A 15541-nucleotide genomic window follows, 5' to 3' on the forward strand; every position below is an offset into this window, starting at 1 on the left:
AAACTGGGCCTTTTACCCGTTTATGGCCACCACTTCAGCAACTTTATCTCCCAACATATTTTTCAACATAGTTTCTATTCCGTTCTTAAGGGTATAAGTAGAAGAAGGACAGCCACTGCAAGCCCCCTGAAGTATCACATTAACGGTTTTGTCCTTTTCGTCATAGGACTGAAATAGGATATTTCCACCATCACTGGCAACTGCTGGCTTAACGTATTCTTCTAGGATTTGGATGATCTGTTGGGAAGTTTCATCATCAGGGTTTACCTTACCTCTGCCTTCCTGTTGTCTGAGCTGCGTGTTTTCAGCATCGGAAGAAACGATTTCTTTTCCTTCGGCGATATGGGTACGGATCATCTCGCGAAGCTCCATGGTAATCTCATTCCAGTCGGCCATTTCAAATTTGGTCACAGAAATGTAATTCTCATCCATAAAGACTTCTTTTACAAACGGCAGGTGGAAAAGTGCCCTGGCAAGCTCAGAATCTTTCGCTTCATCAATATTCTTAAACTCGAAGGTAGCGGGGACCAGTTTTTTATTTGCAACAAATTTCATTACCGCCGGGTTGGGGGTTACTTCGGCATATAAAGTGACGGCAACGGTCGATGCAGGTTCTTCTTCAACTAGTATTGGAGCCCCTGAATTGAGATATTCTACAAGTTGTTGGGCTACTTCATCCTTCACATCTTCCCATTCTAGGATGTCAAATCGTTCGATGGCGATAAAATTTCCCGAGATGTACACTGTTTTTACAAATGGCAGATAAAAGAGTTGCTGGGCAAGGGGGGAAGATTTGGCCTCATCGATGTTCTTGAACTCGTAATTTTTGTTAGTAGTAAGAAACTGATTCGCTTCAAACTTTAGTATGGCTTTGTTGCTGGTTTCCTTAACTGTAATTACATACTCACTCATCCTTGTTTCTTTTTCGCAAAAATACAACCATTTTTCCAGCCCCGGAACATATAATAATGTTCTATTTAAGCCGTTATACATTATATTTGAACACCTGGCTATACACCTTGTCCCATCCTAGATGAGAAAAATCCTTTTTATTTTGTTTGCTTACCTCAGTTGTATTGGTCTAGCCAATGCGCAGGAAGGTATTCCGGTTTATTTCGATTATCTATCCGATAATTATTACCTGGTACATCCTTCTATGGCAGGTATTGGTGCAGGAGGAAAGATCAGGCTTACAGCCCGTAAACAATGGTTTAATGTGGATGAGGCTCCCAATTTACAAACCCTGAGTGTGAATTACCGCCTTGGGGAAAGTCCAAGTGGGGTAGGAGCCATCCTATTCAATGATGCTAACGGCTATCATTCCCAAACCGGTTTTAAAGCGACATACGCCCATCACCTGCAGTTTGGAGGGGATATACGTTTACTGAATCAACTGTCCTTTGGCCTAAGTGCAGGTTTTATTCTGAGCAGCCTTGATGAGACTGAATTCAGATCGGTAATACCCGATCCCATTATTTCCGGTGCCCGTAACAGCGTTGGGTACTTTAATGTAGATTTTGGAATGTCTTATAGCTATATGGAGTTTTATGCTCACGCTACTTTGCTCAATGCATTGGGAAGTGGACGGGATCTTTACACGGCCATTGAATTTGACAATCTGAGAAGATATCTTTTCTCTGTAGGTTATATTTTTGGAAAGAGTGAATGGCGTGTTGAACCTTCTGTGTTATTTCAACTTACCGAATTTACAGAAGAGGAAACCATAGATATCAATGCTAAGGTTTACCGGGATGTTTCTTTTGGAACAGTGTGGGCAGGATTGTCATACAGAAGGAGTTTTGACGGGGCGCAATACCAGGCCAATGGCCAGTTTGGGGAGCAGCGTTTGCAACTTTTCACTCCAATTGTCGGATTTAATTACAACCGATTTATGTTCTCCTATAATTACTCCTATCAGAATGGGGATATCCGATTCGACAATGGCGGATTCCACCAGATCACCCTGGGCTACGATTTCGGGCCGGAAAGAGAGAACAGGTACGACTGTTTTTGTCCCGCGGCCAATTAAAAAAAGGACCCCGAAAATTAATTCGGAGTCCCTGCTTTCCTGTCAATTCATTTCTTTATTCCCAGTACAGATTTTTATTTGACGCTTGTTTTTTAATAGCTTGTAGCATAGCCTTTTCCAATTCTCCGGCTTCACTCTTTTGTTGTTTGGCAATATATTCTTCCCGTTTTGCATTCGCCTCTTGTATTTCCTTCTGAATGCTATTTCTTTCTGCCTTCTTTTCTGCCAGGAATTTTTCTATTTCAGCCTCGGATTTCCCCCTTAGAGGTGGGGGCAACATTTCCTTTTTATAATTTTTCAAGTCAAAATCATCTTCTTTGGAGGCGTCTACCATGTCCCATTCAGCATTGTTGTAATAAGCAGAACTTTTACTTACTGCTCGCTTTACCACTACTGCTTCTTCCAAAGCCATGGCTTCCTGATCCTGCACTTCCTGAAGTGCTCTCCTGCTCGCACCTTTCGGACCGTAAGAGACATAGGTATTATTTAAGCGAGTGTTTAATTTTATGATAATGTCATCGTAAGGCGTTTTAATATGGACGACCTGTCTGTTATGGTCAATTGCCATGTATTCTCCTCCGGTTAACATGGCCCCTTCCTGCCACCTGGTGTTAACACCTTCTGAGTAGTTACCACAAAATATTGTGTTTATAATGACATCTTTTTCTTTGGCATTAACAGCAGAATCCCTGAAGTTTTTACTCCCCTGCGTAAAAGGTTCATTCCCAGCAATGAATATCATTTTCAGATCATCAGGATTTTTACCCCAATCTAATTGTTTTAGGGATTTATGAATAACATGCCCGCAATATTCTTCCCCTCCATTGGTGGTTAATGAAAACAGCTTTTCTGAAATTTTATCCAAATCGCTGCTAAAACCGAGTACCTGCTGAATATAACCTTCCTGAGCCGACAGGTCGTCATTTCCATATTGATAAAGAGCAATTTGTAAATCAGGCCTGCTCTTGTCGCCGCATCTGGCAAAGGCAAATTGATTTACAATGTCCCAGAGTTGCGATTTAGCCTGATTGATAAGTCCGTCCATACTATTGCTGGTATCCAGCAGTAAAGCAATTTTAACGGTTTGCCTTTTGTATGGTTTTTTCGATTCAGGACTGATCTGCAGTGCTGGAGTGTCGAATTGTTTGGGAAGTTCTTCACCATGAGCAAAGCTCTTGCCAATAAATATAACGGCGAGGAGTATTAGTGTTTTGTTGACAATCTTTTTCATAACATTTTGTTTTAAGGATTATAATAATGGTGGCAAACTAGGACGATACTTTTTTTTAAAAAACCGCCAATGAGGGAACTGCCCCTTTGAATGAGTGAAAGGGTATGATGTTTTATGGAAGTAGAATTAAAGGCCCGTTTTTAGGCACAAACTCCTAAATAGCCATTTTTTAATACCGTTCAAATGGACTAAGTTTATCCTGATGATACGGTTTCCTCACACATTAATTCTGGTATTGGTCTCGGTTATGATAACCTCTGGAGTCTTTGCTCAAACAAAACTCGAGAGTAAGTATATGACCGATACTGAGGCTGATTTGGCAAGGCATAGGAGCCTTCTGGATTCAGCCCGGCTGTACAAGCAAACCGATATAGAAAAGAGCATAGATTATATCGCCCGATCCATATCAGAATTAGGAACCCAGGGTAATAAACAGGAACTAGCGGCCTCATTGGTGCTTCTGGCAGAGGTATATAGTTACTACAGGCAATTCGACCTTGCTATTACTAATTACGAGGATGCACTTGAATTAAATTACAGTAGTTCTACCGCCCTGGCATTGGGAAAGGTTTATGTCCTGAACCGCCAATGGGAAGAAGCGATATCTATTCTGACTCCTGTTGAAAAAAACAAAGCGCTGGTCCCTTATCAACGCGTGGAAACATATGAAAATCTTGGGGACGCCTACGCCGGATCTGGTGATATAAACAAGGCGGTGGCCTTTTACCAGGAGGGTTTAAATATTGCCAGGAAAAATCAGATAAGCCCTAAAATTCCTGATCTGAATTCTAAAATTGCTGATGCCTATGCCAGTGTAAATCGGATGGAGGAGGCAAAAGCATATTATGACAATTCTCTGAGTGAAGCTAAAAAACAGGCTCCACAACGGGCCATCCGGGAAAAGGAAAAAGTTGCCGATTTTTTAAATAAAACAAATCGATTTGACGATGAAATTCAGCTGCGAAAGAGCAGTTTGCGCGAACTTGAAGAGATACCAGAGGCGATTACGAAAGAACCCGGAGTATCTAAAAGTCCTGATAGCATAACCCAACAGCGAATCAATTATAAAATAGCCAATGCATATATAGCCCAGGATAAATATGAGGAAGCCATCCCTTATTTAGAACGAAGTATAGCCACAGCCGACCTGGAGGAAGATCTCGTGGTTCAAAAGGATGCTACTCGCAAGTTATCTGAAGTTTACAAGCAACAGGGAGATTTTAACAAAGCCCTTGAAACTTATCAAAAATACGTAGCGGTAGTCGACACTTTGTATATCCGCAAAGAACAGGAAATATCCAGGGCAGCCAGATTGAACCGGGAAATTGCAGCCTCCCAGAATCGAATCACCGGACTGGAGCAGGAGCGGGAATTATCTCAGAGTAAATACGACCTGGCCCTGGCTGAACAGCGATTAACGGAAGAGAGCAACAAAAGGCAACAATGGATAATTTATTCCTTGTTATTTGGGATGTTGCTTATGTCATTAGCCGCCTTTTTCTTCTACAGGAGCACTCAGAAGCAGAAATTAGCAAACCATTTGCTGGCCTTAAAATCCCTGCGTTCCCAGATGAATCCACATTTTATATTCAATGCCCTTAATTCGGTGAATAACTATATCTCTAAAAATGATGAGCGCAGTACAAACCGCTATTTGAGTGATTTTTCAAGGCTGATGCGAGCTGTTCTGGAAAATTCTGAAGAGGATTTTATTTCACTTAATAAGGAAATTGAATTGTTGGAACTTTATCTGAAACTGGAACATTCCAGGTTTCCGGATAAATTTCAGTACAGCCTTGAAGTAGATGATGCTTTAGACAGAGAAGCCTATACCATACCCCCAATGATATTACAGCCCTATGTAGAAAATGCTATTTGGCACGGACTTCGCTATAGAGAATCGCAGGGGCGTCTGAAAATACGTATGTCGGAAGTAAACAATAATAGCCTTCAGATAAGTATAGAGGATAACGGTATTGGCAGGCTTAAGTCGGCTACACTCAAAACGCAGCATCAAAAAAAACAGCGTTCCACCGCCATGGGTAACATACAAAGGCGAATCGCGATACTGAATGATATGTATAAAAGTAATATCGGGGTGACAGTCACGGATTTACAGGAAGACGGAACAGGGACAAGGGTTGTATTAAAAATAGATAGGGAAAGATGAAATTAAAGGCTGTAATCATCGATGATGAAATTACCGGTAGGGAAATTCTCAGGAATTATCTCAGGGATTATTGTAATCAGGTAGATGTGTTGGGGGAAGCAGGGTCTGTTAGTGAGGGGGTCGAACTTATCGAGAAAAATACACCTGATTTGGTTTTTCTGGATGTTGAAATGCCTTTTGGAAATGCTTTTGACCTGCTTGAAAAAATGCCTGACAGGACTTTTGAAACGGTCTTTGTGACAGCCTATGACCAGTATGCGAAGGATGCTTTGAATCAGCATGCGGCTTATTACCTTATGAAGCCAATAAACATTGATGAGCTCATCAATGCTGTGTCCTATGTTGAGGAGATTGTCTCGAAAGAAGAACTATTACATGATAGAATACTATCGTCATCAGTCAGGAAAGTAGAAGGGAAGATTACAGTGCCTCAATTAGATGGCTTTCAGGTGCTCAACGTGTCGGAGATACTCTATTGTACAGCAGATGACAATTATACTGAGATTTATACCGGGGATAGAAAGATAGTGGCTAGTAAAACTTTAAAGTTTTTTGAAGAATCTCTTGGGGCGTATTACTTTGTTCGCATTCACAAGTCATTTCTTGTGAATATCAATGAAGTAGTAAAGTATCGGAAGGGCAAGGGGGGAAGTGTGGTCATTTCGAACGGGAAGGAACTCCTTGTGTCGGCGTCCAGGAAAAAGGAATTACTTTCGTATTTCGAATGAGACTGGATTTACAAGAATTATTAATCTTCAAAGTTACAGGGTGATCATAAAATCGGTAAAGGGGATATCCCCTAAAATAGGTGAGAATTGTTATATCGCTGAAAATGCGACCATTGTGGGTGATGTGGTGATGGGGGAGGAGTGCAGTGTTTGGTTTAATGCGGTCGTTAGAGGTGATGTGCATTACATTAAAATGGGGAATAAGGTTAATGTACAGGATGGTGCTGTCATTCACTGTACCTACCAAAAATCCCCGACTACCATTGGGAACAATGTTTCCATAGGGCATAATGCCATCGTGCACGGATGTACGGTAGAGGATGATGTACTGATAGGGATGGGAAGTATTATAATGGATGATTGTGTAGTGGGGTCGAACAGTATTATTGCGGCTGGTGCGGTCCTTACCAAGGGTACCCGGGTGCCACCGGGAAGTGTATATGCCGGGATGCCGGCCAGGAAGATCAAGGAAGTGAGCAAGGATTTGAGCGAGGGGGAAATCCGGCGGATCGCAAATTCTTACGTGAAATACGCCAGTTGGTTTAAAGAGCCCGGCTAGGATCTCTTCGAATTGTTTATTTTTGAAGCCTAAATAGAATTTAAGGATGAAAGCATATGTATTTCCCGGACAGGGAGCACAATTCAGTGGAATGGGCCTCGATCTTTATGAGAAATATCCAGCGGCACAGGAGTTGTTCGAACAAGCCAATGACATATTAGGTTTTACAATTACCGATGTTATGTTTGAAGGATCGGCTGATGCGCTAAAAGAGACTAAGGTGACTCAACCTGCAATTTTTTTACATTCTGTTATTCTAAGCAAAGTGATGGGGGATGCTTTCCATCCGGATATGGTTGCCGGACATTCTTTAGGAGAATTTTCTGCCCTGGTGGCCAATGGAGCCTTAAAATTTGAAGATGGTTTAAGCCTCGTTTCAAAACGTGCAATGGCCATGCAAAAAGCCTGTGAAAAGGCACCAAGTACGATGGCTGCAGTTTTGGGATTGGAGGATAGTGTAGTGGAGCGGATTTGTTCATCCATTGAAGGGGTAGTTGTACCCGCAAACTATAATTGCCCCGGCCAATTGGTAATTTCCGGGGAGATAAGTGCTGTTGAAGAGGCTTGTGAGAAATTGAAGGATGCAGGTGCCAGAAGGGCTTTAATGCTTCCCGTAGGCGGGGCATTTCATTCCCCAATGATGGAGCCGGCCCGGGAAGAATTGGCAGCAGCCATCGAGAACACCTCCTTTTCTGAACCGAGCTGCCCAATTTATCAGAATGTAACTGCTAAGGCTGTAAAGAGTGCCTCGGATATACAAAAAAACCTGATCGCCCAGCTCACCGCACCTGTTCGCTGGACACAGAGTGTGCAACAGATGATCAGTGACGGCGCGACAGGATTTATCGAAGTTGGCCCGGGTAAGGTCTTACAGGGCCTGGTAAAGAAAATCGACCCAAATGCCGTAGCTTCTTCAGCGGAACTTCCCGAAAGTTAAATTCTGAATTTCTGTAGCGTAAATTACCATACATCTGAAAAAAGGTTAATTAGGCCTTATTATTAGTCTGGAGGTTCAATTTTTCTTAATATTGAATCCCTGTTTTATTTTTGCAGTTTGTCGATCAGGGTGCAGATTTAAAGCCTATTTGGGATTGCCTATGGAAAGATATCTATTAGCTGGCCTCATAAAATCACTTTTGAAGAACCTCTTATCGAACTCCTCGTTTTTAGCAGGGCTCTTTATGTTTTTTGGGCTTTTTGGATATGGACAGAATATTACGATTAATGATAATTCCCAAACGGAAGGCACGAATTTAGTATTTACAGTTTCCCTTGATTTACCCTCTCTTTCCGATATTACGATCGATTTTACTACCAATGATGGCACGGCCACGATCCTCGATAATGATTACACGGCCAATACTGATCAATTAACCATCCCAGCTTTATCCTTAAGTGGAACTATCACCGTTGTAACCGGAGCTGACACAAAAGTTGAAAGTGATGAGACCATAACAGTTGTTTTATCGAATCCCAGCCAGGGCAACCTCACAGATGACACAGGAATAGGTACTCTACTTAATGATGACAGTGCAACAGTTACTATCGCCGACATAAGCGGAGATGAAGATTCAGGTGCGATTACAGTAACAGCAACTCTGAACAATGAAGTGCAGGGAGGTTTTTCGGTTGACGTTTCTACGGCTGACGGAAGTGCTACCCTTGCCGATAGTGATTACACGGCTATCGTAAGTCAGACCCTCACATTCGCCGGAACAGCAGGAGAGGTAGAGACTTTTACAGTTAGTCCTACCGCAGACGCAACAGTTGAGACAGATGAAACTGTAATTGTCTCAATGGACAATTTAGTGCCGGTCGAAGTGGCTATTTCAGATATAAATATTTCCGACACCGCTACAGTTACAATTACCAATGACGATATAGATGCAATTAGTATCGATGATGTTACTCAGGTGGAGCTCGATGCGGGCACATCACTTTTTACTTTCACGGTAAGTGTTGACGGCGGCGGCAATGCAGCCAACAATATTGGTTTTACATGGAATACAGGGGATGGTACTGCAAATGTTGCCGGAGGGGATTACGTTCAGGTAGTAGGAGCAACTGGAACAATATCAGCGGGAAGTAACAGCACAACTCTTGATGTCACTGTAAATGGGGATGTCAACACAGAAACGGACGAGACCTTCTTTGTGATTCTAAGCAATCCCGTGAATGCCGTTTTAAACGATAATTTAGGTCAGGGTACCATTATCAATGATGACGTTCCTCCTGTCTGTGATGCCGGTGATACGCCCCCGGCACCTACAGGGATTTCTACGCTCTTTTGTGACGTTATCAACCAGGATTTGAATGAATATACCAACAGTACTCCTCCTGCGGGAACAAGCCTGACCTGGAGTGCAAATCCTGATCCACTGGTAACAAATGCTCATATATCAAATACGGTGGTTTCTATACCCGGAACATATTATGGTTTTTTCTATGACGACGTCAATGACTGTGCGAGCCCTTTGTTAGAAATTACCCTTGTATTAAATCAGACTCCTGTTTTCGACTCTCTGGTTCCCGATGCTATTTGCGGTTCGGGATCATTAACGCTCCAGGCTTTTGCATCGACTCCAGATTCCAGTGATCCGGATATAAATTGGTACGATGCTTCAACCGGGGGAAACCTTATTGCTACGGGAGATACCTTTGTGACACCTGTAATTAATACAACAACAACTTATTACGTTGAAGCAACAGCAAATGGTTGTACCTCTGAACGGGAAGCCGTGACAGCCACTGTAAACAATGTACCAAATACAGGTGTCCCTTCTAATGGATTTTCCTGCAATGATGCAATCAATGGTCCCACTACCCTTGACTTAGACAACCAGCTAGACGGTGAAGATGAGGGCTTCTGGACGATTACAACTGATCCATCCGGAGGCGCTATCGTAATCAACGGTCAGAATAGTGTTGATTTTCAAGGGCAACCTGCAGGAGACTATGAATTTACTTTTACCACCACAGGGGCACAGCCGCCCTGCCCTAATGATTCGGTAACAATTACAATTACAGTTACAGATTGTGCGGTGGATAGTGACAATGACGGCCTTACAGATGGGCAGGAAGGAGTACTCGGAACCGATCCTAATGATCCTGATACCGATGATGACGGCCTTGAAGATGGCGAAGAAGTTTTAAATGGCAGTGATCCTCTGGATCCATGTGACCCTGTTCTGTCCTTAGATTGTAATCCTGATCCTATAGATCTGGAGATTGTTAAAACAGCAGACCGCACGGAAGCATTATCAGGGGAACAGGTAGTATTTACTATAGAAGTGAACAACCTTACATCAGACCGGGTGATTGATATTGAGGCGGAAGATCTCATCGACATTAATAGCGGATTTGTCTATGTGTCTCATACCGAATCTACAGGAACATATGATCCGGGTACAGGTATTTGGCAGATTTCTGAACTCCTCGACAGCGAAAGTGCAACCCTTATAATTATTGTGACAATATCAGAGGAACTGTCCACTTTTGTTACTTTAAGAAATACAGCTTCGATCATTACATCTGTGCCACTTGACAACAATCCGGATAATGATAGCTCATTTGTTGAGATCGAGGCAAGTCCGGAAATCCCTGATAACTGCGGACTGGAATTTAATCAGTTTTCTCCCAACGGAGATGGTGTAAATGACTTTCTTGTTGTCAATTGTATCGAATTATTTCCTAATAATACACTCGAGATATTTGACCGATACGGGAACATGGTATTCAATGCCGCTCGATATGATAATAGCTGGGACGGAACAGGAAAGGATGGTGATTTACCCAAAGGGACTTATTTCTATGTCCTCACCTTTGGAGAAGAGCAGGAAGTTCTCAAAGGTTGGATTCAAATTATTAGATAATGGGCAGAAAGGCTGAGATGACATATAAACGCATTATTTTATTCAGTCTTGCCGGCCTGTGTACTTTATTCAGCTATTCACAGCTCGAGCCACAGTATACCCAATACATGTATAACATTGGCAGTTTTAATCCTGCCTATGTAGGTTCAGTTGACAGGGCAGAAATTACAGCCTTGTATCGGGCCCAGTGGATAGATATCGATGGTGCTCCTCGTACTCTACGGTTTGGGTCTAACATACCAATGTCTAATGGAAGAAATGGACTGGGTTTCAATGTGGTGAGTGATCAGTTTGGCCCTACAAGTCAGACATTTTTTGATATAGCCTATTCCTTTCAGGTAAACCTGTCCTCTGATACTTATTTGTCATTTGGTGTTGATGCCGGGGGCGGCATATTGGATATCGACTTTACGAAGGGGAATTTCGAGGATCCAAATGAACCTCTTTTGAACACCACTGTATTTAATAAATTTTACCCTACTGTTGGAGCTGGGTTATTTTTGTACTCCGAAGATTGGTATCTGGGAGCTTCAGTTCCTAACTTCCTCACAGGGCTCACCAAGGACGAAGAGGTAGAAGCTTTTTTTAATGACCGGGTACAAGTCAATATGATCGGTGGGGTCGTTTTTGAACTGGGGGATAATTTAAAGTTTAAACCAGCGTTTTTAGCCAGCTATTTTGAAGGATTGCCTTTTCGATTTGATTTCTCTGCTAATTTTTTAATTAGTGATGTAGTCACTGCCGGTGTAGGCTATCGAATCGATAACGCAGTGAGTGGATTGGCCGGTTTTCAGATTTCGAATGGCGTATTTTTGGGCTACTCTTATGATTATAACACAAACTCCCTGGGCCAGTACAATCAGGGTTCGCATGAAGTAATAATGAAGTTTAGTCTAGGGGAAGGTGGTAATAGGAAAAGACCTGAAAAAACGAAAAGTAGAAAAGGTAAACCTAAACAGATTGATAGTCCGAGATTCTTTTAATTTAATGGATACGAAAGTGAAGCGTTTAATTCTCTTTATAACTGTTCTATTCTCCGTGATGTCTGCGGCGCAGGACAGCATGTCCAGAGCCGATATTCTGTTTTATGAATATCGATATCAGTCGGCAATTCAGCAGTATCTCAGAGAAATGAGAGAGGGGCCATTGTCGGTTAAGCAATATTTAAATTTAGCAGAGTCCTATCAAAAAATAGGGCAGAATGACCGTGCTACCAGTACTTACTTAGAGGTTTATGAAAAAGATTCTGTACTGTCAGGTTACCACCTGAATAAAATGTTGCAGAGTATGGGGCAGTCAAGAGGGCTCGAAGAGGTTAAATCCTTTCTGAATTCTAATGCCTCCTCATTTACCCCGGAAGTATATGAAAATGCCCGGTTTAATTTTGATCTGCAGGCTGAGGTACAGGATCAGGGTGATCTGGCCCAGGTGTTCAATTTAAACGAGAATAGCCCACAAGCCGATTTTGCACCTTCGTTTTACAGAGATCAATTACTCTTCACAAGTGCCCGTAGCCTTGATTCAAAAAAAACTTATGAACCTTCGGGAGAATCTTACCTGGATATTTTCGTAGCCAGGCTTAATCCCAAAGGCGATATTGTTGCAACACGACCTTTTAGGGGAATACCGGTTTTCGATTACCATCAGGGTACGCCTTACTATTCTGAAGAGTTGGATATGGTATTTTACATCCGCTCTAATGAGGAGAATGGTAATTTAGTGTTCGACGAAAATGGGAGGAATGCCTTGTCTGTGGGATCCACAGATAGAGGAGGAAATTTCCGATTTCTATTAAAGGACCTCAGTACTTCTTTCTATTATCCATTCTATGATTCGACTAGCGGAAAACTCTATTTTGCTGCAAATTTTGAGGATAGCCTGGGAGGAACAGATCTTTATTACGTGTATACCAATAATGGGCAGATTATGTCATCGCCAGTGAATCTGGGACCACGAATAAACACTCCGGGGAATGAAATTGCCCCCTATATATTTGAAGGCAGTCTGTACTTTTCCTCAGATGTATTTTACGGTATGGGTGGGATGGATAACTACAAATCAGAAATACTGGAAGATAATGTATTTAGTATTCCCGTAAACCTGGGAAAAGGATTGAATTCGGAGCAGGACGACTTTGGATTTATCCTCAAAAATTATCAGGATAACAGTCTTATTGGGTATTTCGCATCCAATCGTCCCGGAGGAAAAGGAAATGATGATCTGTATGGTTTTATTATCGAAGAGAAACCCGGGATAAAAACCTTTACACTTAATGGTAGTGTATTGAATCTGAAAACAAACGACCGGATTCCGGAGGCAGAAATCAGATTGCTCGATCAGGAAGGAAATGTAATCAAGCAGGAGATTACAGATGAGAAAGGGATGTTTAGAATTGAAATTCCCTGGCAGGAAACGATCACCATACAGGCCACTAAAAATCGTCATTCTATCTTTTCAGATACCTACACCGGAGCTGCCCTGGAGCAGATTCAGGAATCCGCTTATAACATGGGTATTGTAAGTATTGACGACCTGGTGGAGGAAACCGAAGATCAAACGGTTTTAAAGCTGAATAAATTTTATTTTGATAAAGGACAGAGCACCATTACCCCGGCCATCGCAACAGAACTGGATAAGGTAATTGATGCCGTTTCCCGTTTCCCTCAAATGCAACTCCGTATTGAATCCCATACCGACAGTAGGGGAGGCTCAACAACCAACTTCAGGATTTCTCAGAGCCGGGCCGATGCAATTAAAAATTACCTCGAGAGTAACGGAGTGTCTTCTTCCAATATATTATACTCCATTGGTTATGGAGAGGATAAACTTTTGAACGACTGTACCAACGGAGTATTTTGCCTTGATACCTTTCACAAAAAGAACGAAAGGCAGCTGATCGTTGTCCTGAATTACGATTTACTTTTCTAGAAAAAGACCATCCAGCAATAGTATAAGGCAAAGAGTGAGAGGAATAGAATACCTGCATAGGTGAGATACTGTAATCCCTTGCCCGGGTGGAATTTTCCCGGCAGGTCCTTACTCATTACGTTTTTCAAATTCATATACCCAACTACAGGCGCCATGACAAATGAAATAAAGGTGGCCAGGGCGACCAGCGTACCCATATTGGCGCTAAAAGCGGTTAGGACTATATAATTAACTATTGCCAGGCCAATAATTCCTATGGCAAAATACTTTTTCCCCGAATAATCCTTATGCTCAGGAGTGAGGTGCTTTAAAATGTCAAGACTCACCCTGGCTATGGCGTCATGCGCAGTCATACAGGTGCTGAACATTGTAGCAAAGGCTGAAACTGCGATAAAAATATATGCCCATTTTCCAATATGAGTAGTAAAAAGTTGTACTACCTGATCTGCAAAGGTCACTGCGTTGTCACTAAGTTCGGTTTGGGTTCCGTAAAGCGTCATCCAGCCAATAACAAGAAAGAAAATGGCCAGTAAAGCGGTCATGTAGTAACCCGAATTAAATTCCTGCAATGCTTCATTCAGGGGTAATCGGCGCTTTGTAACTTTTTGTTTCTCGAGGGTCCAAAGACTTATCCAGCTACTAGCTTCAACCGCTGTAGGCATCCATCCCACCAGACCGATCAGAAATAATATACCAACTTCATTAAAGATAGGTGACGGAGTAAACCCGGGCGCAGGATCTACCTGTCCTTTAAATAAGACCAGGATAGTAGTAACCAAAAGTGCCAGAAATAAAATAGAAACGACAAACTTGAGGGATAATTCAAGAAATCGGTATCGCCCTATGATCAGGACAGCAGATATAAAGGTGAACAGCCCCAGCGCAACGGTAGCTACCGATAATTCATCAATCTTAAATAGGTTGATGAATAAACCGGCGGTTACCACATATAAAGCCGCCAGGATAGTAAAAGTCGTAACAAGGGTAATTATGGTGTAAATCCACAAATAGGATTTCCCCCGGTTTTTGTACCCTTCAATCAGGGACGTATTGGTCACCGCAGTATAGCGTATGCCAAATTCAAAAAACGGATACTTCAGGATGTTCGCCAGAATAATTGGAATTACCATAACCCAGCCATACTGGGCACCTGCTTTGGTAGACAAAACCAAATGTGAAGTACCAATAGCCATACTGGCAAACAGCAGGCCCGGCCCTAAATTTTTGATCAATGTTTTTACGCTTGGCATAAGCAGTGTACTGCTCTAAAGTAGGATTTTTTGTGCAATTTTATTCCTTTCTGTGCATTAAGACTCTTTGGAACGTGGCTGAGTGTTTAGAAGAAGGTCTACAAACACCTTCACCCTGGCAAAGTATTCGCGTACCTGGACTTTTAACCCCTCGGAACCCTCCAGGTCCTGAGCGTTGTATCCTATAGCGTACAAACCTTTCTTTTCGGCGAGATACACGGCTCTTTCATTCTGAAATTTTTGAGAGATGACAGTCACACTGTCAAGTCCGAAAACTTCCTTAGCCCGCACCATGGAATCCAAAGTTCGGAATCCTGATGGATCAAGCATGATGCTGTCCTCGGGTATGCCTCCTTTAATAAGGTCCTTTTTAAATGTATCAGGTTCATTATAATACTTAGTGGCATTATCGCCACTCACAAGTACCCGATCTATCTTTCCGGCTTTATAAAGGGAAATAGTTGCGCTTATACGATGGGTGTAATAAGGATTATTACCCCCGGCAATAAGCCTGCTTGACGTTCCGAGAACAATACCTACTTTGTTTTTAGGGACAGATTGTACACTGTAAAATGTCTTCCCTTTTGCCCCGCGATCAATAATGGCATCACAGATTAACAAAGTGGATAAAGGAAGGATAAATAAAAGAAGAAAAACAGTGCGCAATCTTTTTTTCATAAGGCGTATTGAGGTTGATAAAGGTAAGGAAATGCGCCAATTGGAAAGCATCGGGCAGACAAATCTTCCAATAGATTTTCGATATTTTTCATAATC

Annotated in this window: 12 protein-coding genes; 8 read left to right on the forward strand and 4 right to left on the reverse strand. The window is 42.2% G+C overall.

Annotation, left to right across the window (positions count from 1 at the left end; all coding sequences use genetic code 11):
- Positions 1 to 12: 12 nt before the first annotated feature.
- The gene (locus tag AB8P51_RS01380; protein ID WP_369746978.1) at positions 13 to 912 is read right to left on the reverse strand and encodes a NifU family protein; all 900 of its coding nucleotides are present in this window, start codon (positions 910 to 912) and stop codon (positions 13 to 15) included.
- A gap of 121 nt (positions 913 to 1033) precedes the next feature.
- On the opposite strand from AB8P51_RS01380, the gene AB8P51_RS01385 reads away from it, so the two are divergent.
- Positions 1034 to 2029, forward strand: coding sequence for a type IX secretion system membrane protein PorP/SprF (locus tag AB8P51_RS01385; RefSeq protein WP_369746979.1), 996 nt, complete (start codon positions 1034 to 1036; stop codon positions 2027 to 2029).
- Positions 2030 to 2084: 55 nt separating this feature from the next.
- On the opposite strand, the gene AB8P51_RS01390 is transcribed toward AB8P51_RS01385, so the two are convergent.
- On the reverse strand, positions 2085 to 3260 hold the full coding sequence (locus AB8P51_RS01390; RefSeq protein WP_369746980.1) for a VWA domain-containing protein: 1176 nt from the start codon (positions 3258 to 3260) through the stop codon (positions 2085 to 2087).
- 295 nt (positions 3261 to 3555) lie between these two features.
- Here AB8P51_RS01390 and AB8P51_RS01395 point away from each other — a divergent pair, with 295 nt between their 5' ends.
- The 7 genes from AB8P51_RS01395 to AB8P51_RS01425 all read left to right on the forward strand — a co-directional run bounded on the left by AB8P51_RS01395 (position 3556) and on the right by AB8P51_RS01425 (position 13517).
- On the forward strand, positions 3556 to 5430 hold the full coding sequence (locus tag AB8P51_RS01395) for a tetratricopeptide repeat protein (protein WP_369746981.1): 1875 nt from the start codon (positions 3556 to 3558) through the stop codon (positions 5428 to 5430).
- Positions 5427 to 6158, forward strand: coding sequence for a LytR/AlgR family response regulator transcription factor (locus AB8P51_RS01400; protein WP_369746982.1), 732 nt, complete (start codon positions 5427 to 5429; stop codon positions 6156 to 6158). Before AB8P51_RS01395 ends, AB8P51_RS01400 begins: the two co-directional genes overlap by 4 nt.
- Positions 6159 to 6198: 40 nt before the next feature.
- A complete protein-coding gene (locus AB8P51_RS01405) occupies positions 6199 to 6717 on the forward strand; it encodes a gamma carbonic anhydrase family protein (RefSeq protein ID WP_369746983.1) in 519 nt (172 codons plus the stop codon).
- 46 nt (positions 6718 to 6763) lie between these two features.
- Positions 6764 to 7654, forward strand: a complete 891-nt coding sequence (gene fabD / locus AB8P51_RS01410; protein WP_369746984.1) for an ACP S-malonyltransferase — start codon at positions 6764 to 6766, stop codon at positions 7652 to 7654.
- A gap of 199 nt (positions 7655 to 7853) precedes the next feature.
- A complete protein-coding gene (locus AB8P51_RS01415) occupies positions 7854 to 10589 on the forward strand; it encodes a gliding motility-associated C-terminal domain-containing protein (protein ID WP_369746985.1) in 2736 nt (911 codons plus the stop codon).
- On the forward strand, positions 10589 to 11572 hold the full coding sequence (locus AB8P51_RS01420; RefSeq protein ID WP_369746986.1) for a type IX secretion system membrane protein PorP/SprF: 984 nt from the start codon (positions 10589 to 10591) through the stop codon (positions 11570 to 11572). Before AB8P51_RS01415 ends, AB8P51_RS01420 begins: the two co-directional genes overlap by 1 nt.
- 4 nt (positions 11573 to 11576) lie before the next feature.
- The gene (locus AB8P51_RS01425) at positions 11577 to 13517 is read left to right on the forward strand and encodes an OmpA family protein (RefSeq protein WP_369746987.1); all 1941 of its coding nucleotides are present in this window, start codon (positions 11577 to 11579) and stop codon (positions 13515 to 13517) included.
- On the opposite strand, the gene AB8P51_RS01430 is transcribed toward AB8P51_RS01425, so the two are convergent.
- Complete coding sequence (locus AB8P51_RS01430; RefSeq protein ID WP_369746988.1) at positions 13514 to 14767, reverse strand: NRAMP family divalent metal transporter; 1254 nt, start codon at positions 14765 to 14767, stop codon at positions 13514 to 13516. The two genes, AB8P51_RS01425 and AB8P51_RS01430, sit on opposite strands and share 4 nt — an antisense overlap.
- 57 nt (positions 14768 to 14824) lie before the next feature.
- On the reverse strand, positions 14825 to 15445 hold the full coding sequence (locus AB8P51_RS01435) for a vancomycin high temperature exclusion protein (protein WP_369746989.1): 621 nt from the start codon (positions 15443 to 15445) through the stop codon (positions 14825 to 14827).
- Positions 15446 to 15541: the final 96 nt, after the last annotated feature.

Origin of the sequence: Muriicola sp. SD30 (assembly GCF_041205185.1) — a bacterium.
Classification (GTDB): Bacteria; Bacteroidota; Bacteroidia; order Flavobacteriales; family Flavobacteriaceae; genus Muriicola.

Excerpts from the sequence above, each read along its gene's own strand:
- AB8P51_RS01380 (WP_369746978.1), bottom strand. The coding sequence starts at position 912 with ATGAGTGAGTATGTAATTACAGTTAAGGAAACCAGCAACAAAGCCATA.
- AB8P51_RS01425 (WP_369746987.1), top strand. The coding sequence starts at position 11,577 with ATGGATACGAAAGTGAAGCGTTTAATTCTCTTTATAACTGTTCTATTC.
- AB8P51_RS01420 (WP_369746986.1), top strand. The coding sequence starts at position 10,589 with ATGGGCAGAAAGGCTGAGATGACATATAAACGCATTATTTTATTCAGT.
- AB8P51_RS01390 (WP_369746980.1), bottom strand. The coding sequence starts at position 3,260 with ATGAAAAAGATTGTCAACAAAACACTAATACTCCTCGCCGTTATATTT.
- AB8P51_RS01395 (WP_369746981.1), top strand. The coding sequence starts at position 3,556 with ATGACCGATACTGAGGCTGATTTGGCAAGGCATAGGAGCCTTCTGGAT.
- AB8P51_RS01430 (WP_369746988.1), bottom strand. The coding sequence starts at position 14,767 with ATGCCAAGCGTAAAAACATTGATCAAAAATTTAGGGCCGGGCCTGCTG.
- AB8P51_RS01400 (WP_369746982.1), top strand. The coding sequence starts at position 5,427 with ATGAAATTAAAGGCTGTAATCATCGATGATGAAATTACCGGTAGGGAA.
- fabD (WP_369746984.1), top strand. The coding sequence starts at position 6,764 with ATGAAAGCATATGTATTTCCCGGACAGGGAGCACAATTCAGTGGAATG.
- AB8P51_RS01435 (WP_369746989.1), bottom strand. The coding sequence starts at position 15,445 with ATGAAAAAAAGATTGCGCACTGTTTTTCTTCTTTTATTTATCCTTCCT.
- AB8P51_RS01385 (WP_369746979.1), top strand. The coding sequence starts at position 1,034 with ATGAGAAAAATCCTTTTTATTTTGTTTGCTTACCTCAGTTGTATTGGT.